The 20,597-nt window shown below is 66.0% G+C and carries 20 protein-coding genes; 8 read left to right on the forward strand and 12 right to left on the reverse strand.

Going from position 1 to position 20,597, the window contains the following annotated elements; translation table 11 throughout:
- Positions 1-75: 75 nt before the first annotated feature.
- Positions 76-2,274 carry a bifunctional 23S rRNA (guanine(2069)-N(7))-methyltransferase RlmK/23S rRNA (guanine(2445)-N(2))-methyltransferase RlmL gene (gene rlmKL, locus Q0894_RS00110; RefSeq protein ID WP_299230393.1) on the forward strand — a complete coding sequence of 733 codons (2,199 nt, stop codon included), beginning with the start codon at positions 76-78 and terminating at the stop codon, positions 2,272-2,274.
- Positions 2,271-2,618, forward strand: a complete 348-nt coding sequence (locus Q0894_RS00115; RefSeq protein ID WP_299230395.1) for a glutaredoxin family protein — start codon at positions 2,271-2,273, stop codon at positions 2,616-2,618. The genes rlmKL and Q0894_RS00115 overlap by 4 nt, the downstream gene beginning before the upstream one ends.
- Positions 2,619-2,717: 99 nt before the next feature.
- Here Q0894_RS00115 and Q0894_RS00120 read toward each other — a convergent pair whose 3' ends face one another.
- Entirely contained in the window at positions 2,718-2,996 is a 279-nt protein-coding gene (locus Q0894_RS00120; protein ID WP_132042251.1) for a hypothetical protein, read from the reverse strand.
- A gap of 91 nt (positions 2,997-3,087) precedes the next feature.
- Between Q0894_RS00120 and pdxB the strand changes: the two genes are divergently transcribed.
- Positions 3,088-4,308, forward strand: coding sequence for a 4-phosphoerythronate dehydrogenase PdxB (gene pdxB / locus Q0894_RS00125; RefSeq protein WP_299230396.1), 1,221 nt, complete (start codon positions 3,088-3,090; stop codon positions 4,306-4,308).
- 73 nt (positions 4,309-4,381) lie between these two features.
- Here the strand turns inward: pdxB and htpX are convergent, their stop codons facing one another.
- The 11 genes from htpX to Q0894_RS00180 all read right to left on the reverse strand — a co-directional run bounded on the left by htpX (position 4,382) and on the right by Q0894_RS00180 (position 15,424).
- A complete protein-coding gene (gene htpX, locus Q0894_RS00130) occupies positions 4,382-5,287 on the reverse strand; it encodes a protease HtpX (protein WP_299230397.1) in 906 nt (301 codons plus the stop codon).
- Positions 5,288-5,413: 126 nt separating this feature from the next.
- Positions 5,414-6,643 (reverse strand): pyridoxal phosphate-dependent aminotransferase, encoded by a 1,230-nt coding sequence (locus tag Q0894_RS00135; protein ID WP_299230398.1) that lies wholly within the window; start codon positions 6,641-6,643, stop codon positions 5,414-5,416.
- Between the two features lie 35 nt (positions 6,644-6,678).
- Complete coding sequence (gene ylqF / locus Q0894_RS00140) at positions 6,679-7,641, reverse strand: ribosome biogenesis GTPase YlqF (RefSeq protein WP_299230399.1); 963 nt, start codon at positions 7,639-7,641, stop codon at positions 6,679-6,681.
- A 267-nt stretch (positions 7,642-7,908) separates the two neighbouring features.
- On the reverse strand, positions 7,909-8,310 hold the full coding sequence (gene msrB, locus Q0894_RS00145; RefSeq protein ID WP_299230400.1) for a peptide-methionine (R)-S-oxide reductase MsrB: 402 nt from the start codon (positions 8,308-8,310) through the stop codon (positions 7,909-7,911).
- Between the two features lie 160 nt (positions 8,311-8,470).
- A complete protein-coding gene (gene ychF / locus Q0894_RS00150; RefSeq protein WP_132042257.1) occupies positions 8,471-9,562 on the reverse strand; it encodes a redox-regulated ATPase YchF in 1,092 nt (363 codons plus the stop codon).
- Between the two features lie 153 nt (positions 9,563-9,715).
- Positions 9,716-10,306, reverse strand: coding sequence for an aminoacyl-tRNA hydrolase (pth, locus tag Q0894_RS00155; RefSeq protein ID WP_161422487.1), 591 nt, complete (start codon positions 10,304-10,306; stop codon positions 9,716-9,718).
- Positions 10,307-10,393: 87 nt separating this feature from the next.
- On the reverse strand, positions 10,394-11,041 hold the full coding sequence (locus Q0894_RS00160; RefSeq protein ID WP_299230401.1) for a 50S ribosomal protein L25/general stress protein Ctc: 648 nt from the start codon (positions 11,039-11,041) through the stop codon (positions 10,394-10,396).
- A gap of 129 nt (positions 11,042-11,170) precedes the next feature.
- Positions 11,171-12,112 carry a ribose-phosphate pyrophosphokinase gene (locus Q0894_RS00165; RefSeq protein WP_195689480.1) on the reverse strand — a complete coding sequence of 314 codons (942 nt, stop codon included), beginning with the start codon at positions 12,110-12,112 and terminating at the stop codon, positions 11,171-11,173.
- 52 nt (positions 12,113-12,164) lie between these two features.
- Positions 12,165-13,034 carry a 4-(cytidine 5'-diphospho)-2-C-methyl-D-erythritol kinase gene (ispE, locus tag Q0894_RS00170; protein ID WP_299230402.1) on the reverse strand — a complete coding sequence of 290 codons (870 nt, stop codon included), beginning with the start codon at positions 13,032-13,034 and terminating at the stop codon, positions 12,165-12,167.
- Entirely contained in the window at positions 13,027-13,644 is a 618-nt protein-coding gene (gene lolB, locus Q0894_RS00175; protein ID WP_299230403.1) for a lipoprotein insertase outer membrane protein LolB, read from the reverse strand. Before lolB ends, ispE begins: the two co-directional genes overlap by 8 nt.
- 13 nt (positions 13,645-13,657) lie before the next feature.
- Complete coding sequence (locus tag Q0894_RS00180) at positions 13,658-15,424, reverse strand: tetratricopeptide repeat protein (RefSeq protein WP_299230404.1); 1,767 nt, start codon at positions 15,422-15,424, stop codon at positions 13,658-13,660.
- 209 nt (positions 15,425-15,633) lie between these two features.
- On the opposite strand from Q0894_RS00180, the gene hemA reads away from it, so the two are divergent.
- The 5 genes from hemA to moeB all read left to right on the forward strand — a co-directional run bounded on the left by hemA (position 15,634) and on the right by moeB (position 20,327).
- Complete coding sequence (gene hemA, locus Q0894_RS00185; protein WP_299230405.1) at positions 15,634-16,905, forward strand: glutamyl-tRNA reductase; 1,272 nt, start codon at positions 15,634-15,636, stop codon at positions 16,903-16,905.
- 9 nt (positions 16,906-16,914) lie between these two features.
- Positions 16,915-18,006, forward strand: coding sequence for a peptide chain release factor 1 (gene prfA, locus Q0894_RS00190; RefSeq protein WP_299230406.1), 1,092 nt, complete (start codon positions 16,915-16,917; stop codon positions 18,004-18,006).
- Positions 18,006-18,857, forward strand: a complete 852-nt coding sequence (gene prmC / locus Q0894_RS00195; protein ID WP_299230407.1) for a peptide chain release factor N(5)-glutamine methyltransferase — start codon at positions 18,006-18,008, stop codon at positions 18,855-18,857. The genes prfA and prmC overlap by 1 nt, the downstream gene beginning before the upstream one ends.
- Positions 18,858-19,056: 199 nt before the next feature.
- A complete protein-coding gene (locus Q0894_RS00200; RefSeq protein WP_132042265.1) occupies positions 19,057-19,557 on the forward strand; it encodes an Lrp/AsnC ligand binding domain-containing protein in 501 nt (166 codons plus the stop codon).
- A gap of 8 nt (positions 19,558-19,565) precedes the next feature.
- On the forward strand, positions 19,566-20,327 hold the full coding sequence (moeB, locus tag Q0894_RS00205; RefSeq protein ID WP_299230408.1) for a molybdopterin-synthase adenylyltransferase MoeB: 762 nt from the start codon (positions 19,566-19,568) through the stop codon (positions 20,325-20,327).
- Positions 20,328-20,597 lie beyond the last annotated feature (270 nt).

Here is a 20,597-nt window from a genome sequence, read left to right on the forward strand (position 1 = left end):
CCAACGATTTGTAACAACTCGTTCACCTGCCTGACATGGTGCACATTTACCCTTCTTCCTCCGCGGTGATTGCCGATGAATCCGACTCCATCCGACCCTTCCCTTGATCTACAGGTAACCTGCCCCCGTGGCCTCGAGGAACTGCTGAGCGAGGAGCTGGAAGCCCTCGGTGCCGTGCCCGTCAAGAGCACGGTGGGGGCGGTAAGTGCGCGAGCCGATCAGGTTACCGCCTATCGGGTCTGCCTGTGGTCACGCCTCGCCAACCGGGTGATCCTGTGTCTGGTTCGCGATGAGGGCATCGACACGCCCGAGCAGCTTCGAGAGGCGGTGGCTGCGATCCCCTGGGAGGCGCACCTGCCCCTCTCCGCCAGCCTGGCGGTGGACTTCCATGGTCGCAGCGAGGCGATTCGTCATACCCGATTCGGCGCTCAGACGGTGAAGGATGGTGTGGTGGACCGTCTGCAGGCCCGAGGCCTGCCGCGTCCTTCGGTGGATCTCAAGCAACCCGACCTGCGCTGCTACGCTAATCTGCATCGCGGTCGCCTGGTGGTGGGCATCGACCTCTCGGGCGTGAGTCTTCATCGTCGTGGCTATCGCCGCGATGTCGGTCATGCGCCGCTCAAGGAGAACCTGGCCGCGGCACTGCTGTTGCGTGCCGGCTGGCCCGAGCTGGCTCGCCAGGGCGCCCCGCTGCTGGACCCACTGTGTGGAGCCGGTACCCTGTTGATCGAGGCGGCCATGATGGCGGCCGATATGGCCCCTGGTCTGGCGCGTGACCGCTTCGGCTTTCACGGTTGGGCGGGCCACGACGAGGGGGGCTGGCGAGAGCTCAGGCGCGAGGCCGAGGCGCGGGCGAGCATCGGCCGCAAGCGCTGTCGCTCGCGACTCTACGGCTTCGACCAGAGCCCGGCGGCGCTTGCCGCTGCCAAGGCCAATGCCATGCGTGCCGGTATCCCGGCCCTGATCGAGCTTCGAGGCGCGGGGCTCGGCGAGCTGACATGCCCCCAGGGCCTCGAGGAGGCGTCACCGGGGCTATTGATCACCAACCCACCCTATGGCGAGCGCCTCGGCGAGCTGCCCGAGCTGGTGACCCTCTATGCCCGGCTGGGGGAGAGGGTGCGTGATGCCTTTCCTGGCTGGCAGCTGGCGGTTTTCACCGGTAATCCCGATCTCGGCCATCGCATCGGTCTACGCGCTCACAAGCAGTACGCACTGCGCAATGGCCCCCTGGAGGCCAAGCTGCTGCTGATGGCGGTGCCCGAACGGCAGGATGGACAGACGGCGGCTACGCCGGCGCGCTCGCCAGGGGCGCAGATGTTCGCCAATCGGCTGGAGAAGAATCGCCGGCGCCTGAAGAAGTGGCTCAAGCGCAGCGGCGAGCAGTGCTATCGCCTCTATGATGCCGATATGCCCGAGTATGCGATGGCGGTGGACGTCTACGCCGACTGGGTGCATGTGCAGGAGTATGCCGCACCGAAGTCGGTGGATGCCGACCAGGCCCAGAAGCGGCTGTTCGAGGCATTGGCGGTGATCCCCGAGGTGCTCGACGTGGCCCCCACACGGGTGGTGGTGAAGCGGCGGCAGCGTCAGAGCGGGCGTGCCCAGTATGAGAAGCAGGCCGCCACCGGCGAGCGTTTCGAGGTTCGAGAAGGGCCGGCCAGGCTGGGGATCAACCTGCGCGACTACCTGGACACCGGCCTGTTCCTCGACCATCGTCCGGTTCGCCGAATGCTTGGCGAGATGGCGGCGGGCAGGCGCTTCCTCAACCTCTTCTGCTATACGGGGGCCGCCACCGTGCAGGCGGCGCTGGGTAGCGGGGAGGCAGGCGGTGCCTCGGAGAGCGTCAGTGTCGACCTCTCCAACACCTATCTGCAATGGGCGCGAGATAACTTCGCCCTCAACCGTCTCGATCCGAGCCGGCATCGCGTGGTGCGCGAGGATTGCCTGCGCTGGCTGGAGCGTGCCAACGCCGAGTTCGATCTGATCTTCATGGATCCGCCCACCTTCTCCAACTCCAAGAAGATGGAGGACACCCTGGATATCCAGCGCGACCATGGCCGGCTGGTTCGCCTGGCCATGGCGCGCCTGGCGCCGGGTGGGACGCTGGTGTTCTCCAACAACCAGCGCCGCTTCAAGCTGGATGCCGATCTGGTCGATCACTACGCGGTGAAAGAGATCTCTGGGCAGACCTTCGACCCCGACTTTGTGCGCAACCCCGATCTGCACCATGTCTTCCTGATCCGTCATCGAGAGGACGGGGGCGAGTCGGCATGATCCAGCTGACCCTCTATACGACGCTGGGGTGTCATCTCTGCCAGCAGCTGGAGGGGCTGCTGGCGCAGCTATCTCGTGAGCCGATAGGGCTCGAGCGAGTCGAGATCAGCGAGGATGATCTCCTGCTGGCTCGCTACGGGGTGCGAATTCCGGTGCTGATGGATGCCGCAGGCAACGAGCTCGACCGCGGCTTCGAGCCGGAGCGCCTGGCGGCCTGGCTCGAGGCGCGTGGCTGGCTGGATGATAAGGCCTGGCAGGCGCTGCGTCGTCGACTCAACGGTGAGGACGAGGCACCTGAAGCCTGTGGTTCGATAATGCGAGGTGGGCGGCGCTATCTGAGCTAAGCCGGCTTGAGCTTGAAGAGCGTCGCTTCGCTCCTGGAAGCGAGAAGCTTGAAGAAGGGGCTTGGCCCCCTGATGGGCCAACTCATGCTGCCTTCCAGCTTACGGCTCAAGTAGGGATAGCTGGCTCATGGCTTCTCGTCCCTCGGGGCTGTGATCCTCCACTTCCAGCACCTTGCGAAAGCCCCGTGATGCCTGGATGGTGGCCTCATCGGCCAGCCACATCAGGGTCTGCTCGCGGTCATCGGCCAGTTGGTGCTTAAGCCCGCCAAACTGGGTGCCGATCTGCCCCCAGGCGCGGCTGAAGATCCAGTCGCCAAACATGTCCTGGTGGATATGCACCAGGACATAGTCATGGTCGGTTTCCCAGCGAATGATCATCGAAGCTCCCGAGCTGCTCTGTGCCGGCCTGGACGGCGAGGTGATAAGGTAGGGCGTATTGTAATGCCTTGTCGGAGCTGGACAACGTCTTATGAAGATACTCGTCGATGCCAATGTGCCTGCCGCGGAGACGTGCTTCGCGGCACTGGGTGAGGTGGTGCGTCTGCCGGGCCGCGAGATCGATGCCGCGTCCTTGCGGGATATCGATGCCCTGGTGGTTCGCTCCATCACGCGGGTCGAGGAGTCTCTGCTCGCCGAGGCATCACGCTTGCGCTTCGTGGGCACCTGCACCATCGGGACCGATCATGTCGATACCCGGCTGCTGGCCGAACGCGGCATCACCTTCGCCAGCGCCCCGGGCTGCAACGCCGAGGCGGTGGTCGACTACGTGCTGATCAGCCTGCTGACGCTTGCCGAACGGCAGGGCTGGCGGCTTGCCGAGCGCCGGGTTGGCGTCGTCGGAGCCGGCAATGTAGGCGGGCGGCTGCTGGCGCGTCTCTCGGCCATGGGCGTTGACTGTCTGGCATGCGACCCGCCCCGGGTTGAAGCAGAGAGTGTCGAGGCGGAGCGTGCCGGGAGGGTGGGTGCCGAGGACGAGGCGTTGGCCGGCTTCGTGAGTCTGGATACCCTGATCGACGAATGCGACGTGTTCTGCCTGCATACCCCTCTGGTTCGCCAGGGTCCCCATGCCACCCACCATCTGCTGGATGCCGAGCGCATCGCCGCCCTGGCACCGGGGTCGTTGCTACTCAACGCCGGGCGCGGTGATTGTGTCGATGGCCAGTCACTGCGCGCCCGCCTGAGCGGAGAGGGAGATATCAGCGCAATTCTCGATGTCTTCGAGAATGAACCGGGCGTCGACGCCTCGCTGGCCGACCTTGCCGAAGTCGCCACACCGCATATTGCCGGCTACAGCCTCGACGGCAAGCTGCGCGGCACCCACCAGATCACTCGTGCGCTGTGTCGCGCCTTCGGCCTGCCGTGCCGGGTAACACTGGAGGAGCTGCTGCCGACGCCACCGCTGCGCTCCCTCGTGCTTGGTGAAGGGCTCGAACAGGAGGAGGCGCTGCGCCTGGCCATGCGAGCCGTCTACGACCCGCGCCGTGATCATGACTCTCTGAGGCGTGCTAGCCGCCGGCAGGGAATGGCCAGAGGCTTCGACGCCTGCCGGGCCACCTACCCCCTGCGCCGGGAATTCGCCACCCTGGAGGTGGCCCTGGCCGAAGAGGATCGGCACCTGGCCGAAGAGGATCGGCACCTGGCCGCATTGATGGTGGGGGCGGGGTTTCGTGTGGGGCGACGACTTGAGTGACAGGACGATTTTCTCCTCCTAACGCAGAGGGCCTGCCATTGGCGGGCCCTCTGTGGTGTTGCACTGGGGAGGCTTACTGTCGGTAGGCGGCTTCCTTGAGGGCGCGGATGCGGTCATCCAAGGGGGGGTGGCTGGCGAACAGGCGCTCAACCAACGAACGGGTCTGCCCCTTGGTGATGGCCATGGCGCGCAGGGTATCGGGCATCTGGTCGGGTAGCTCGGTCTCGGCCTTGAGGCGGGCGAGGGCGTTGATCATCGCGCCGGAGCCGGCCAGCTCGGCACCGGCAGCGTCGGCGCGATACTCGCGCAAGCGCGAGAACCAGGCGACGATGGCCGAGGCGGCGATGCCGAAGATGATCTCGGCGACCATCACCACGGCGAAGTAGCCCATGAAGCCCAGACCACCCTCGCCATCGCTGCGGGCACGCAGGAACTGGTCGACCAGCTGGGCGACCACCCGGGCGAAGAACATCACGAAGGTGTTCACCACACCCTGAATCAATGCCAGGGTGACCATGTCGCCGTTGGCCACATGGCCGATCTCGTGGGCCAGCACCGCGCGCACCTCCTCCGGACGCATGCGGTTGAGCAGGCCGGCGGAGACCGCCACCAGGGCGTCATCCTTGTTCCAGCCGGTGGCGAAGGCGTTGGACTGCTGGGCCGGGAAGATACCGACCTCCGGGGTCTTGATGCCGGCATCCCGGGCCAGCTCCGCCACGGTGTCCACCAGCCACTTCTCGGTGGCGTTGGAGGGCGTCTCGATGACCACGGTGCCGGTGCTGCGCTTGGCCATCCACTTGGAGATGAACAGCGAGACCATCGAGCCGGCCATGCCGAAGATGAAGCAGAAGATCAGCAGGCTCTGGAAGTTGATGCCCTGGCCGCTGAGGTAGCTGTCCACGCCCAGCAGGCGCAGGGTGACACTGGCCACCAGCAGTACTGCCAGGTTGGTGGCCAGGAAGAGCAGGATTCGCATCATGTCGGTGGATCTCCATCGATCATCGAAAGGAAGCCGCCCGATGTGGGCGGCAGGAACAGGCTATTGGTTAGATACGACCAGGCGGTGCGGGTTTCAAGCCCCGGGTTCGCCCGGCTCGTGAGGGAGTTACTGGCGATAGCGCGACAGGAAACGGGCGAAACGGTCCAGGGCATCGCCGAGCTGGTCGGCCCAGGGCAGGGTGACGATCCGCACATGGTCGGGGTCCGGCCAGTTGAAGGCGGTCCCCTGGACCAGCAGGATCTTCTCCTGCAGCAGCAGGTCGAGCACCAGCTGCTGATCGTCCTGGATGTTGTAGACCTTGGGGTCCAGGCGCGGGAAGGCGTAAAGCGCTCCCTTGGGCTTCACGCAGGAGACGCCGGGGATGGCGTTGAGCTTTTCAAAGGTGATATCGCGCTGGGCCCGCAGGCGGCCGCCGGGCAGGATCAGATCGTTGATCGACTGGTAGCCACCGAGGGCGGTCTGGATGGCATGCTGGGCCGGCACATTGGCGCACAGGCGCATGGAGGCGAGCATGGTCAACCCCTGGATGAAGTCGGCGGCACGCTGCTTGGCGATGTTGCCGGAGAGGATCATCCAGCCCGAGCGGAAACCGGCACAGCGGTAGCTCTTGGAGAGACCGTTCAGGGTGACGACCAGCTGGTCCTCGCCGGCCAGGGCGCCGGTGGAGACGTGTTCCACGTCGTCGTAGAGGATCTTGTCGTAGATCTCGTCGGAGAACACCACCAGATCGTGCTGGCGGGCGATCTCGAGCAGTTCACGCACCACCTCCGGGGGGTAAACCGCCCCGGTGGGGTTGTTGGGGTTGATGATCACGATCGCCCGGGTGTGGGCTGTGACCTTGGCGCGGATATCGTCTAGGTCCGGTGCCCAGTCCGCCTGTTCATCGCACAGGTAGTGCACGGCATGGCCGCCGGAGAGGTTGGCGGCGGCGGTCCACAGCGGGTAGTCGGGCGCCGGTATCAGTACCTCGTCGCCGTCGTTAAGCAGTGCCTGGAGCGTCATAACGATGAGCTCGGAGACGCCGTTGCCGATATAGATATCCTCGATTCCCACGCCCGGGATCTCCCGGCGCTGGCACTCCTGCATGATCGCCTTGCGCGCCGAGTAGAGCCCCTTGGAGTCGCAATACCCCTGGGCCGTGGGCAGGTTGCGCATCACATCCTGCAGGATCTCCTCGGGGGCCTCGAAGCCGAATGGCGCGGGGTTGCCGATGTTGAGCTTGAGGATGCGCTGGCCTTCCTCTTCCAGGCGCTTGGCGTGGTCGAGTACCGGACCGCGGATGTCGTAGCAAACATTATGCAGCTTGTGGGATTTGCGAAGCGGAGGGGTGTCCATGTCGTTCGGTGTCCTGGTCGGCGAGGGCGATAGGATTAGAGGGTGTCTGGATCGGCATCATCGTCGCCGTCCGGCTCCAGGGCGGGCTCGGGCGGGATATCATCCGGGGTTTCCAGGGTCAGGCGACCGAGCTTGCCGTCGCGCAGTTCATGCAGCAGCACCTCGGCGCCACGGTGCAGGTCCACTTCACCGCCGGGACGCAGGCCACCGCGCTTGGCGGCGATTTCGGTCAGGATCGCATGACCGTCGAACCCGGCCACGGCGAGCAGGTCCACTCGCGTCGGGCCATCGGCCTCTACCCGGTCGGCATCAGGGTTGGCCTGGTAGCCGGGCAGCGCCTTGAGCCGGTAGCGTGCCGTGAGGGCCTCGGGGTAACGCCTGGCCAGTTCGGCGGCGGTGACCATGGCGACATCCACGTAGTCGATGGCAGTGTCACGGATGGCACCGCTGGCCGCCAGGCGGTAGGCGCTGGCCTGGTCCTCGATCTTGGGCCAGAGGACCCCGGGGGTATCGATAAGGGCCACGCGCCCGTTGATGCGAACCTTCTGCTGGCGTTTGGTCACCGCGGGCTCATTGCCGGTCCTGGCGATGCTCTTGCCGGCCAGGCCATTGATCAGGGTCGACTTGCCAACATTGGGGATGCCCATCACCATCACGCGCACGTCTCGGTCGGCGCGAATCTGGCCGGCAAGCTCATGGCAGAGCTTGGGGATGCGCTTGAGCTCCTTGACCCTGGTGGTGGTCACGGCGAGCGCTCGCATATCGGGCTGGGCGTCGAAGTGGGCGGTCCACTCCCGGGTTCGCTCCGGGTCGGCCAGGTCGGCCCGGGAGAGGATCTTGAGCACCGGCTTGTGGCGCGTCAGTTCCGCCAGCATGGGGTTGGCGCTGGAGTAGGGCAGGCGGGCGTCGAGGACCTCGACCACCACGTCGATCTCCGGCAGCGCCTCGGTGATCTGACGCCGCGCCTTGTGCATGTGTCCCGGGTACCAGCCGAGCATGGGCCTCTCCTGCCTGTAGAAATCGGCCGCCCATGTTAGCAGATACACGGCCCTGTCAGGGGCACCCTGGGTCATCGCAGATGGCGGTATCGCTCAAGGCTGTTCTGGCGACAGGCCGACGAGGGGGCGCTACGAGTACTTCCCTGTAGGCTACCTCGGCCATACCTGGTCCTCGGACCCCCTCTCCGACCTGCCCCCGGCGCCTTTCACTATCAGCCTGTCAGTAACTGCGATACTGCTGGAGGGCACCCGGGCCGATTACGCGGCCTACTCGCCGGCGTGGAAGTCGAGCGCCACGGAGTTGATGCAGTAGCGCAGGCCGGTGGTCTCGCGTGGGCCGTCGGGAAAGACGTGCCCGAGATGGGCGTTGCAGCGCGCACAGGTCACCTCGGTGCGGCGCATGCCGTGGGAGGTGTCGAAGTGCTCCTCCACGCAGGAAGGGGTCATGGGACGGTCGAAGCTTGGCCAGCCACAGCCCGCGTCGAACTTGTGCTCGTTCTCAAACAGTGGCGCGTTACAGCAGACACAGTGGTAGATGCCGTGCTCGTCGCTGACCCGGTAGTCGCCGCTGAAGGGAGGTTCGGTGCCCTTCTCGCGGGTGACGCGGTACTGTTCCGGGGTAAGCGTCTCGCGCCATTCGGCGTCGGGCTTGTCGATCTTCAAGGGCATGGGGCTCTCCTTGTCATCGGGGTGATGCCTCCATTGTGGCATGCACGCGGCCGGGCGGGGGAGTCCCCCCTCGGCAAGGATTCACGTCCCCTCAACGCAGTCGCCCCCGGTGGTGTGCCGGGGGCGACTGGCGTCGAGCGTGGACTGGAGCGGTGAAACGTTAGACGTTGAAACGGAAGTGGATCACGTCGCCATCCTTGACGATGTACTCCTTGCCTTCCAGGCGCCACTTGCCGGCGTCCTTGGCACCCTGCTCGCCACCCAGCGTGACGAAGTCCTCGTAGGCGACGACCTCGGCGCGGATGAAGCCCTTCTGGAAATCGGTGTGGATCACGCCGGCGGCCTCGGGGGCGGTGGCACCCACCTTCACGGTCCAGGCGCGCACCTCCTTCACTCCGGCGGTGAAGTAGGTCTGCAGACCGAGGAGGGCGTAGCCGGCACGGATGACGCGATCGAGACCGGGCTCTTCCATGCCCATCTCGTCGAGGAACATGGCGCGCTCCTCGTTATCCAGCTCGGCGATCTCGGCCTCGAGCTGGTTGCACACCGGTACCACCACGGCCCCTTCTTCCGCCGCGATCTCCCGGACCACGTCCAGGTAGGGGTTGGACTCGAAGCCGTCCTCGTTGACGTTGGCGATGTACATGGTGGGCTTGAGGGTCAGGAAGCCGAAGCCCTTGAGCTGATGCTGCTCCTCCTCGTCCAGCCCGAAGCTTCTCAGCGGCATGCCCTCGGCCAGGTGGGGCTGGATGCGCTCGAGGATCGCCTTGGTGGCGATGGCCTCCTTGTCACCGCCCTTGGCCACGCGGACCAGGCGCTGGATGGCGCGCTCCACGGTGTCGAGGTCGGCCAGCGCGAGTTCCATGTTGATGATCTCGATATCGGCACGCGGGTCGACCTGGTTGGCGACATGGATCACGTTGTCGTTATCGAAGCAGCGCACCACATGGGCGATGGCCTGTGTCTCGCGGATATTGGCCAGGAACTTGTTGCCAAGACCCTCGCCCTTGGAGGCGCCGGCGACCAGACCGGCGATATCGACGAACTCCATCGTGGTAGGCAGCACCTTCTGCGGCTTGACGATCTCCGCCAGCTTGTCGAGTCGCGGGTCGGGCATCGGCACGATGCCCACGTTGGGCTCGATGGTGCAGAAGGGGAAGTTCTCGGCGTCGATGCCGGACTTGGTCAGCGCATTGAAGAGGGTCGACTTGCCGACATTCGGCAGGCCGACGATACCGCAGTTGAAACCCATGGGATCATCCTGGAAAGCGTGTACGCGAGTGAAAAGTAGCGAGTATTCTACTCGACCGAGCGGTAAGCCATAAGCGGTAAGCCGTAAGAAAGCCCATCCGGCCAGCAAAGGGGATGACTTACATCGTATAGCCTTCAGCCTATGGCTGGCCTGTCAGCCGGCGGCTGAAAAGCTGTGCAGCCGGTTCATGGCCTTGGTCCAGTGGCCGTCGATGGCATCGGGCAGGGTGGCCAGGCTCTCGTCGATGGCGGCCTCGATGGCGATATGCTCGGCCTTTCCGGGGCGGCCCAGCACGTAGTTCGTGACCTGGCGCGAGTCGCCAGGGTGGCCGATGCCGAGGCGCAGGCGGTGGAAGTCTCGCGTGTTGCCCAGGGCGCTGATGATATCGCGCAGGCCATTATGGCCACCATGGCCACCGCCGGTCTTGAGCCGGGCACTACCCGGCGGCAGGTCGAGCTCGTCATGAACGACCAGCAGCTCATCGGGTGCCAGCTTGTAGAATTGACAGAGGGCCGCCACCGCACCGCCGCTGCGGTTCATGAAGGTGGTGGGGTTGAGCAGATGGAGGTCACGCCCCTCGAACTGGACCCTGGCATGCAGGCCCAGGAACTTGCGGTCGGCGCGCAGCTCACCGCCGGCGCGGCGCGCCAGGGCCTCCACCAGCCAGGCCCCGGCATTGTGGCGGGTGGCCTCGTAGTCGGCGCCGGGATTGCCCAGCCCGATGATCGCTCTGACCTGACTCATGTGTCACCTCCAAAAAAAATCAAGCGCCGGGGCGCTTGATCATCAGCAGAGGGGCCGCGCCAGGCGCGGCCCCGGAGCGGGTAAGGATTACTCCTCGCCCTGCTCGCCTTCTTCGCCGCCTTCGCCATCTTCCGCGTCATCACTCGCGGAGCGCACCTTGGCCTTGACGATGCTCAGGATCGGACCGTCGTGGTCTTCGCCCAGCGCCAGTGCCGGGATGGTGACGCCGGCCGGCAGGCTCAGGTCGGAGAGGTGCTTGATGGCACCGACCTCGAGATCGCTGATGTCGAACTCCAGGTAGTCGGGCAGGTCCTTGGGCAGACAGCTGATCTCGACGTCGGAAGCCAGCTGATGGAGCTCGCCGTCCTGGTCCTTGATGCCCACACAGGCCTCTTCACCGGCGAGGTGCAGCGGCACACGGGTGGTGAACTCCTGGTTGGCTGCCACACGCAGGAAGTCGGCGTGGGTGATCAGCGGCTTGAAGGGGTGACGCTGCAGGTCACGTACCACGACCTGCTCGCTCTTGCCGTCGACGACCAGGTTGATGATGGAGGAGAAGAACACCTCTTCCTCGATCGCCTTGTAGAAGGCAGCCTTCTCGACGGAGATCGGCTGTGGCTCCTTCTCGCCACCATAGATGATGGCGGGAACCTGCTCGTTCGCACGACGCAGGCGGCGGCTCGCACCTTTCCCCAGGTCGTTACGAACGCTGGCATTAAGAATAAAATCGGACATGGAATTGCCTCTTGCTTGAAGTAGGAAAGCGTCAGGGACCGCGACCAGAGCCCTGACACTTCCGGGTGCCCCGAGGGGCGCTTTCCGGCGCCTGTCGTGCCGAGGTGGAGCTCGCTGAGTGGAGCTCTCTCAGTGGAACATGGCGCTGACGGATTCTTCGTTGCTCACCCGACGGATCGCCTCGGCGATCAGGCCGGCGACGCTCAGCTGGCGGATCCTGCCGCTGCGGCACGCCGTCTCGGAGAGCGGAATGGTATCGGCGACGACGACCTCGTCGAGCACCGAACCGACGATATTGTCCACCGCCGGTCCCGAGAGAATGGGGTGGGTAGCGTAGGCCACCACGCGCTCGGCGCCGTGATCCTTGAGCGCTTCGCCGGCCTTGCACAGGGTGCCGGCGGTATCGATCATGTCATCTACCACGACGCAGTTGCGCCCTTCGATCTCGCCGATGATGTGCATCACCTGGGCCTGGTTGGCCGCGGGGCGACGCTTGTCGATAATGGCAAGGTCGGCATTGAGCTGCTTGGCGATGGCGCGGGCACGCACCACGCCGCCGACGTCAGGAGAGACCACCACCAGGTTCTCGTAGTTCTGACGCTCGATGTCATCGAGCAGGATCGGCGAACCGTACACGTTGTCGACCGGCACGTCGAAGAAGCCCTGGATCTGGTCGGCGTGGAGGTCCATGGTCATGACACGGTCGACGCCGGCCTTGACCATCATGTCGGCGACGATCTTGGCCGAGATCGGCACACGGGCGGAGCGCACGCGACGGTCCTGACGGGCATAGCCGAAGTAGGGCACCACGGCGGTGATCCGCGATGCAGATGCCCGGCGCAGGGCATCTATCATCAGGATCAGCTCCATCAGGTTCTCATTGGTCGGCGCACAGGTGGACTGCAGAACGAACACGTCCTTGCCGCGCACGTTCTCGTTGATCTCTACCGCTATCTCGCCGTCGCTGAACTGGCCGACCGTGGCATTGCCCTGGCGGGTGTCCAGACTCTCGGCGATCTTGCGGGCGAGTTCGGGATTGGCATTCCCGGCGAAAACCATCAATTTTGACACGCGCAGCCACCTATGCAGTGTGTTGGGTCATCGGGGGGATGATCGTCTGTGATCAGCGATCCAGAGCGTCATGCAGCGGAGAACGGTTCAAGCCGCGGGCCTTGAAGGCTTGCCAGCGGCCATCGATCTCACCCAGCAACCGGTCGGCTTCCTGTTCGTCTGCCAGACGGGCGAAGACGCAGGCACCGGTGCCGGTCAGCATGCTGGGGGCACGTCGAGCCAGCCAGTCCAATGCCGAGGATACCGCTGGATAGAGCGACCTGACTGTTGCCTCGCAGTCGTTGCGCCAACTGGACGCTCCCCCCTGCAGGGCGCGCGCCATGGTAATAGGGGGGGTGTGGCGTGTCAATTCAGGAGCCTTGAAGACAGCCGGTGTCGCCACCTCGATGCCGGGGTGAACCACCACGAACCAGGGCGTGTCGAGGTCCACCGGGGTGAGGCGTTCGCCGACGCCTTCGGCCCAGGCGGCATGGCCGTGCACGAAGACCGGCACATCGGCGCCGAGGGTCAGGCCCAGCTCGGCGAGACTGTCGAGCGACAGCCCCAGGCCCCAGAGGGCATCGAGGCCAAGCAGGGTGGTGGCGGCATCCGAGCTGCCACCGCCCAGGCCACCTCCCATGGGCAGGCGCTTCTCGAGATGAATGTCGGCGCCCAGAGTGCAGCCGCTCCGCTCCTGTAGCAGGCGTGCCGCGCGCACGATGAGGTTCTGCTCGTGGGGGACACCGGCAACTTCCGGCGCAAGGCGGATCTCTCCGTCTTCGCGTCGGGTGAAATGCAGGGTGTCATCGCGATCGAGGAACTGAAACAGCGTCTGCAGCTCGTGATAGCCGTCGGGGCGGCGGCCGGTGATATGCAGCATGCGGTTGAGCTTGGCGGGGGCGGGCAGGCGAAGGCTCGCGCCTTGGGCGCTGTGTTCAGGCATCGTCGACCACCGGGCGCCACTCGTTGATCACCAGGGTGACGCGTAGATCCCCGTAGTGCATTACCAGCCGGCGTGGCAGCCACAGGTCGTCGGTATGGGTCCAGTCTCGGTAGTCGATCTCCCAGCCGGCCTGTCGTAGTCGAGCCGGGAACCCCAGCTCGTCCTTCTCGAGTCGATAGGGGTGACCGTCACCTGGCAGGCCACGCACCCAGTCGGACAGGGCGCCGAGCGGCAGCGACCAGCCCAGCTGCTGCTCCATCAGCGCCTCGGGGGTTTCGGCCTCGAAGCGTCCCTCCGAGGTGGTCATCGAGAAGCGTCCCTCGCGCCCCTCCAGGGTGCTGCGGCCGCTGCCGAAGGGCCCGCTGATCAGCAGTCGGTAGTAGTGGGGGTGCTGGCTCCAGTCGAGGTTGGCGCTGGTGGAGTCCTCGGGAGTGCGCAGTCCGGCCTTGCCGGCCAGCCGCCAGGTATCCAGTGATTCGAGGCGCTGCTGCTGGGTCTGCCACTGCCCCGAGGTACGCTGCCCTTCGGGGAGTGGTGCCTGGCGTGCACAGCCGGCGACCAGGGTCAGCAGCAGGGTGGCGATGACAAGCGGCGAGTAGTGACGTTGCATGGTGGTCTCGTGGTCAGTTGGGTGTGGTGGCGGGAGCCAGCTCGGGGATCCGGCGCAGCAGGTCGTCGATCAGTGGGTGCTCATCGAGGCGCTCGAGTACCTCGCGGATCAGATCCCGGGCCTCGTCGCGTCTGTCCAGGGTCCATAGCACCTCGGCCAGGTGGGCGGCGATCTCTTGGTCGGGCATGGCGCCATAGGCTCGCTCGAGCCAGGGCAGGGCGCCCTGGGGGTCACCTTCGCGGTAGTGCACCCAGCCCAGGCTATCGAGGATTGCCGGGCTGTCGGGGTCGAGGGCATGGGCTCGCTCGATCAGTTCGCGGGCCTCGTCGAGGCGTGTCCTGGGTCCCTGGTCGACGAGGGTGTAGCCCAGGGCATTGAGTGCCAGGGCGCTATCGGGGTTATGTTCGATGATGCGCCGGAGGTCACGCTCCATGCCGTCCAGGTCACCCGCTTCCCAGGCGCGCATGCCGCGCAGATAAAGCAGCTGCTCGTCGGCAGGCGCGCGTGTCAGTTCGCGGTCGAGCAGGTCATCGGCCGTGTCGCCGAGCCCCTCACGGTCGAGCAGCTCCACCTCCAGGGCGACCAGGTCGCCATGGCTGTCGGCATGACGCAGCCGCTCGCTGCGCAGGAAGGCGCGGGCATCGTTCAGTCGGTCACTCTCCATCAGCATCTCGGCGGCACGCAGACGACTGAGCAGAAAGGCCTCCTCTGCCGGTACCTGACGGTAATAAAGCAGGGCGTTATCGATCTCGCCCTCGTCGCGGGAAATATCGCCCAGCAGCAGGAGCGCCTCGGCCGGGGGCTCGGGGAGCGCTGCCAGAGGCAGAAGCAGGCGCCGCGCCGGCTCTCGGTGTCCCTCCTCCAGGTAGAGACGCGCCAGACCGATGCGCAGTGCGTTATCGCCGGTGTGCTTCTCGAGCAGGGCTTCGGTCTGCACCTCGGCGGCGGCGACATTGCCCAGACGCAGCTCGCTTTGCGCCAGCAGGAGGATGAAGCGCGCATCGTCGGGCGAGACCGCGAGGCCGCGGCGCGCGGCGGCACGGGCGGCGTGGGGGTCGTCTGCTTCCTGGGCCAGCCGGGCTCGGGTCAGCCACAGGGCCGGCAGCTCCGGCGCCCGGGCATCGAGGCGCGCCAGGCGCCTCCTGGCGGCGGCGGTCTCCCCGGCGGCCACTTCGAGCATCGCGGTGGCGAGCTCGGCATCATGGCGGCGGGCATCCTCGGCGGCCGTGTCCAGATGGGCACGCAGCCGGGCCAGCAGGGGAGCCGGGGCGGCGTTGGTGGCCAGGGCGGCCTCCACCAGCGAAGAGATCTCGCTGTCGCCGCCTTCTCGAACCAGTGCCAGTCGCTGGCGCAGCGCTTCATCCCAGTCGCCGCGCTGCACGGCGAGGCCGGCTAGCAGTCGGGCCGGGGCGACGCTGTCGGGGGCCAGCCCCTGCCACTCCCTGGCGGCGCGGTCGAGCAGCTCGCGCTCATTGCCGAAGCTTGCGGCCAGTGCCGCCCGCTCTGCCAGGCCGGCGCTGCGGTAGCGCTGGCTGGCTGTGAGGTAGCCCTCGGCGGCACGCCGGTAGTCGCCGCGCTGGCCGGCCAGCTCCGCGGTGATCAGGCCGGCCAGACCCTCGGCATCCAGGCCCTGCTCGATAGGCGGGGCACCGACCAGCGGATCCTCCATCTCCTGGGGCGCGCCATCGTCGAGCGGCCACGACTGGCAGCCGGCCAGCAGTAGCGCCAGTGCCGACGTCGCCAGCGATTGAGGTGTCAGGGGGTAAAGGGCGCGGGCCATGGGTGTCTCGCTTGTGGTGCAGTGGTCTCAGCATAACGGCTCGGCCGGCGTGGGCAAAGGCACGCCCTGTCGACGCAACTGCCTTGTGCGGTGCTGTCATCTGGGATAGCCCCGATGGGCCGCCATCGGCTGACGGATGTGATAGAATCCATGCGCCTCGATTGCGAGGTCTTAATGGCCGCACACCCCACGTTCAAGATGCCCGACGCATGACGCTGCTTGCCCTTGGAATCAATCACCGTACCGCCACCGTCGAGGTGCGCGAACAGGTGGCCTTTGCCCCCGCCGAGCTCGATGCCGCGCTAGGTGAGCTGCGCGGCCTGCCCGAGGTCAAGGAGGCGGCTGTCCTCTCGACCTGCAATCGCACGGAACTCTACTGCGTGACAGAGTCCGAAGGCGAGGCAGCCGTTCTGGAGTGGCTGGGCCGTTTCCACGGCCTGCCGGTCGAGGATCTCACTCGGTGCGCCTACCATTATCTGGACAACGAGGCCGCCCGCCACCTGATGCGCGTAGCGGTAGGCCTGGACTCCATGGTGCTGGGCGAGCCGCAGATCCTCGGTCAGCTCAAGGACGCCTACCAGGCCAGCCGTCTGGGGAAAGGGCTCGGCAAGGAGCTGGAGTGCCTGTTCCAGCACACCTTCGCCGTGGCCAAGCAGGTGCGAACGGAAACCGGCATCGGCCGCAATCCGGTCTCGGTCGCCTATGCGGCGGTCAGCCTGGCGAGCCGAATCTTCGATGATTTCGGCCGTGCGCGAGCACTGCTGATAGGCGCCGGCGAGACCATCGAGCTGGTGGCCCGTCATCTGAAGGAGGCGGGTGTCAGCCAGCTGACCGTGGCCAACCGCACCCGCGAGCGTGGTGAACAGGTAGCCGCACCCCTGGGTGGCCAGGCGATCACCCTGGACGCCATCCCCGATGCCCTGGCCGAGGCGGATATCGTCATCTCCTCCACCGCAGCCCCGCTGCCGATTCTCGGCAAGGGCATGGTGGAGCGGGCGCTGAAGAAGCGTCGTCACCGACCGATCTTCATGGTCGATATCGCCGTACCCCGGGATATCGAGCCCGAGGTGGGGCAGCTCGCCGACATCTTCCTCTATACGGTGGACGACCTTCAGGAGGTGATCGCCGAGAACCGCCGCCACCGCCAGGTCGCGGCCGACCAGGCGGAGTCGCTGATCGAGCACGGCGTGGGCGCCTGGCAGCACGACCGGCGCATCCGCAGCGGGGGCGAGCTGATTCACGACTATCGCTCCCGGGGTGAGGCGCATCGCGACCACTCTCTGGAACAGGCGCTGACGCGTCTGGCGCGTGGCGAGGACCCCGAGGCAGTGGTTCGGCGACTGGCCCATCAGCTGACCAACCGGCTGCTGCATGGCCCCACCGTGGCGCTGCGCGAGGCCGCCTCTGCCGAGCGCCACGATCTGCTCGAGGCGGCCAGCGTGCTGCTGCTCGAGGCGACCCCCGATACGACCACCCGATAGGATCGACGAATGAAAGCTTCCCTGCGCCAGCGTCTCGACGACTTCGGCGAGCGCTTCGAGGAGCTCGCCGCCCTGCTGGCGGCGCCCGAGGTGATCGGCGACCAGGCCCGTTTCCGCGACTACTCCCGTGAATACGCCGAGCTCGAGGCTCTGGTGGAAACATGGCGTGAGTATCGTGCCGTGGAGGGCAATATCGAGGAAGCCGAGCTGCTCGCCTCCGACAGCGACCCCGAGATGCGCGAACTCGCCGAGATGGAGCTGAGCGACAGTCGCGAGAAGCGCGACGCCCTGGAGGGGGAGCTCAAGCGCCTGCTGGTGCCCAAGGACCCCGATGATGGCCGCGGTGTCTTCCTGGAAGTCCGGGCGGGCACCGGTGGTGACGAGGCGGCGCTATTTGCCGGTGACCTGTTCCGCATGTACTCGCGCTACGCCGAAAAGCATGGCTGGAAGGTGGAGGTGGTCAGCGCCAACCACGGTGAACAGGGTGGCTACAAGGAGGTCATCGCGCGCATCAAGGGGGAGGGGGCCTATGCCCGGCTCAAGTTCGAATCCGGCGCCCACCGTGTGCAGCGCGTGCCGGCCACCGAGTCCCAGGGGCGCATCCACACCTCGGCCTGTACCGTGGCGGTAATGCCCGAGGTGGATGCGGTGGGCGACATCGATCTCGACCCCAGCGACCTGCGTGTGGATACCTTCCGCTCCAGCGGCGCCGGCGGCCAGCACGTCAACACCACCGATTCGGCGATCCGCATCACCCATCTCCCGAGCGGTGTGGTGGTGGAGTGCCAGGAGGAGCGTAGCCAGCACAAGAATCGCGCCAAGGCGATGTCGCTGCTGGCCGCCCGTCTCAAGCAGCACGCCGTGGATAGCCAGCGTCAGCAGCAGGCCGATACGCGGCGTAGTCTGGTCGGCTCCGGGGATCGCAGTGAGCGCATCCGCACCTACAACTTCCCCCAGGGGCGGGTCACCGATCACCGCATCAACCTGACGCTCTACAAGCTCTCCGAGGTGATCGGTGGCGAACATCTCGACGAGGTGATCGAGCCCCTGATCCACGAATACCAGGCCGAACAGCTCGCCGCCCTGCAGCAGGAGGCCTGATGACCCTCGATGCCCTGCTGGCCCAGTCCTCGGCCAGACTGAGTGCGGCCGGCTCCCCCACGGCGCGCCTCGATGCCGAGGTTCTGCTCTGCCATGTACTGGGCGTCGAGCGCACCTGGCTCTATACCTGGGGCGATCGTCGAGCCGATGTCGAGGCGGCGGCTCGCTTTCGAGCGCTGGTGGCACGTCGCGAGTCGGGGGAGCCGGTGGCCTATCTCACCGGCGAGCGGGAGTTCTGGGGCCTGCGCCTGGCGACCGACCCCAGCACGCTGATCCCACGGCCCGACACCGAGATCCTGGTCGAGTCCGCCCTGTCGCTGGCGGAAGAACCCGAGGGCAGGCTGCTCGACCTGGGCACCGGCAGCGGGGCCATCGCCCTGGCCTTTGCCAGCGAGCGCCCCGCCTGGCGAGTGCTGGGCCTGGATATCCGTCCCGAGGCGGTCGCCCTGGCACAACACAACGCCTCACGACTTGCTCTTGCCAACGCGGAGTTCCGCGAGAGCGACTGGTTCGCCGTTCTGAAGGACGAGGAGAGCAGAACACGCTTCTCTCTGATCGTCTCCAATCCGCCTTACCTCGCCGAGGATGACCCCCACCTGGCCATGGGGGATGTGCGTTTCGAGCCACGCTCGGCGCTGGTGGCCGATGGCGACGGGCTGGCGGACCTGCGCCACCTGGTGACGATGGCGCGGGAGCACCTGCTACCCGGCGGCTGGCTGCTGCTGGAGCATGGCTGGAGCCAGGCTTCGGCGGTGCGCGAGGCACTCGTGGCGGCAGGTTACTGCGAGGTAGCCAGCCGCCGGGATCTCGGCGGCCATGAGCGGGTCAGCCTGGGGCGACGACTGCCTTGATTGGCCGGCTGGCCGTGGAGGGTAGAGCCAGTCGAGGCGCTCTCGGCGAGTCAGACCAAGCGTTGATAGCCGTCGATGCTTTCCTGTGGTACACCTTTTGCAGATGATATTTCCGTTAGCTGCCGTGATGCAGGGTGAATCCTGGTGGATTCTGCTGTTGCGGCGGCGCTAATGCCCCTTCGACGGTGTCCCTCACTCCATGAAAGCCAAGACTCGTACCCTCGATCGCATCGACCTGAAGATCCTGCGCTGCCTGCAGGAGAACGCCCGCATCTCCTATGTCGACCTCGCCAGCCAGGTGGGGCTCTCCACCACGCCCTGCCTGGAGAGGGTCAAGCGGCTGGAGCGTTCGGGGGTGATCCGTGGCTACCGGGCGGTGCTTGATCCTCGGGCCCTCAAGGCCAATCTGCTGGTGTTCGTCGAGATCAGCCTGGAGACCCAGTCGCCGGCGGTATTCGACGAGTTCCGTCGCGCCGTGGCGCGCCTGCCGCAGATCCAGGAGTGCCATCTGGTCTCGGGGCAGTTCGACTATATCCTCAAGTGTCGCATTCCCGAGATGTCCGCCTATCGTCAGCTGCTGGGTGATGTGGTGCTGACCCTGCCCGGGGTCAAGGAGTCCAAGAGCTATGTGGTGATGGAGGAGGTCAAGGAGGAGTTCTCCCTTCACATCCCCGATATCGAGGAGCTTGAACACAAGTGAGTCGCGCCATGAATGACCAGGAACTGCTGCGTTACAGCCGCCAGATCATGCTGGAGTCCATCGACATCGAGGGCCAGGAGCGCCTGCTCGCCAGCCATGTTCTGATCGTCGGCGCCGGTGGGCTCGGTTCGCCGGTGGCCCTCTACCTGGCTGCTGCCGGGGTCGGACGGTTGACCCTGGCCGATGCCGATGAAGTCGAACTCTCCAACCTGCAGCGCCAGATTGCCCATGGCGAAGCGGACCTCGGGCGCAACAAGGCCGATTCGGCGCGCGAAGCGGCGCAGGCGCTCAACTCGGGATGTTGCATCGAGACGCTCACCGACCACCTGCAGGGGGAGAGCATGGCGGCGGCGGTGGCCAGCGTCGATGCGGTACTCGACTGCACCGATCGCTTCTCCAGCCGTTATGCAATCAACGCCGCCTGCCGCGCGGCCGGGGTGCCGCTGATCTCCGGCGCGGCGATCCGCTTCTCTGGCCAGCTGGCGGTATTCGATCATCGCGACCCCGACAGCCCCTGCTATGCCTGTCTCTATCCGCCCGATGGGCAGGGCGATGAGGCGCTCTCCTGTGCCGAAAGTGGCGTGGTGGCACCGCTGGTGGGACTGGTCGGAAGCTTTCAGGCACTCGAGGCGATCAAGCTGCTGAGCGGCGCCGGCTCGACTCATCAGGGGCTCTCCACCTTCGATGGACTGAGCGGTGAGTGGCGCCGCTTCGGTATCTCCCGCGACCCCGCCTGCGCCACCTGCGGCGATCGAGCGTCTTCCCCGTGATGGTGGCTTCCTGACGCGGTTGGCAACGCACCGGGTTCGGGTCTGGTGTCCTGCTGGCGGGTGATCCGGGGCTGAGCTGGAACTGAGATTGAGCTGAGTAGATGGCTCTCCATGTGACGCCTCGGGGGCTTGTGGCGTGGCGGAGCGGGGTAGAGTGTTATTGAATACTTGACATCAACGTGTCGCCTGGTATCAAACTGACACTCAGCCAGCACTCTCGTGACAACCGCATGACAACAACGACAATATCCCATCAGCGCCCAACCCCGG

Source organism: uncultured Halomonas sp. (assembly GCF_947501415.1).
GTDB lineage: Bacteria > Pseudomonadota > Gammaproteobacteria > Pseudomonadales > Halomonadaceae > Halomonas.

Coding starts and splice junctions, on each gene's coding strand:
- ylqF (WP_299230399.1), bottom strand. CDS start 7,641: ATGCTCGGCTGGTACCCGGGACACATGCACAAGGCGCGGCGTCAGATC.
- msrB (WP_299230400.1), bottom strand. CDS start 8,310: ATGCCCTTGAAGATCGACAAGCCCGACGCCGAATGGCGCGAGACGCTT.
- ispE (WP_299230402.1), bottom strand. CDS start 13,034: ATGCCTGAACACAGCGCCCAAGGCGCGAGCCTTCGCCTGCCCGCCCCC.
- prfA (WP_299230406.1), top strand. CDS start 16,915: ATGAAAGCTTCCCTGCGCCAGCGTCTCGACGACTTCGGCGAGCGCTTC.
- hemA (WP_299230405.1), top strand. CDS start 15,634: ATGACGCTGCTTGCCCTTGGAATCAATCACCGTACCGCCACCGTCGAG.
- htpX (WP_299230397.1), bottom strand. CDS start 5,287: ATGATGCGAATCCTGCTCTTCCTGGCCACCAACCTGGCAGTACTGCTG.
- rlmKL (WP_299230393.1), top strand. CDS start 76: ATGAATCCGACTCCATCCGACCCTTCCCTTGATCTACAGGTAACCTGC.
- prmC (WP_299230407.1), top strand. CDS start 18,006: ATGACCCTCGATGCCCTGCTGGCCCAGTCCTCGGCCAGACTGAGTGCG.
- pth (WP_161422487.1), bottom strand. CDS start 10,306: ATGAGTCAGGTCAGAGCGATCATCGGGCTGGGCAATCCCGGCGCCGAC.
- lolB (WP_299230403.1), bottom strand. CDS start 13,644: ATGCAACGTCACTACTCGCCGCTTGTCATCGCCACCCTGCTGCTGACC.
- Q0894_RS00200 (WP_132042265.1), top strand. CDS start 19,057: ATGAAAGCCAAGACTCGTACCCTCGATCGCATCGACCTGAAGATCCTG.
- Q0894_RS00160 (WP_299230401.1), bottom strand. CDS start 11,041: ATGTCCGATTTTATTCTTAATGCCAGCGTTCGTAACGACCTGGGGAAA.
- pdxB (WP_299230396.1), top strand. CDS start 3,088: ATGAAGATACTCGTCGATGCCAATGTGCCTGCCGCGGAGACGTGCTTC.
- Q0894_RS00135 (WP_299230398.1), bottom strand. CDS start 6,643: ATGGACACCCCTCCGCTTCGCAAATCCCACAAGCTGCATAATGTTTGC.
- ychF (WP_132042257.1), bottom strand. CDS start 9,562: ATGGGTTTCAACTGCGGTATCGTCGGCCTGCCGAATGTCGGCAAGTCG.
- Q0894_RS00115 (WP_299230395.1), top strand. CDS start 2,271: ATGATCCAGCTGACCCTCTATACGACGCTGGGGTGTCATCTCTGCCAG.
- moeB (WP_299230408.1), top strand. CDS start 19,566: ATGAATGACCAGGAACTGCTGCGTTACAGCCGCCAGATCATGCTGGAG.
- Q0894_RS00180 (WP_299230404.1), bottom strand. CDS start 15,424: ATGGCCCGCGCCCTTTACCCCCTGACACCTCAATCGCTGGCGACGTCG.
- Q0894_RS00120 (WP_132042251.1), bottom strand. CDS start 2,996: ATGATCATTCGCTGGGAAACCGACCATGACTATGTCCTGGTGCATATC.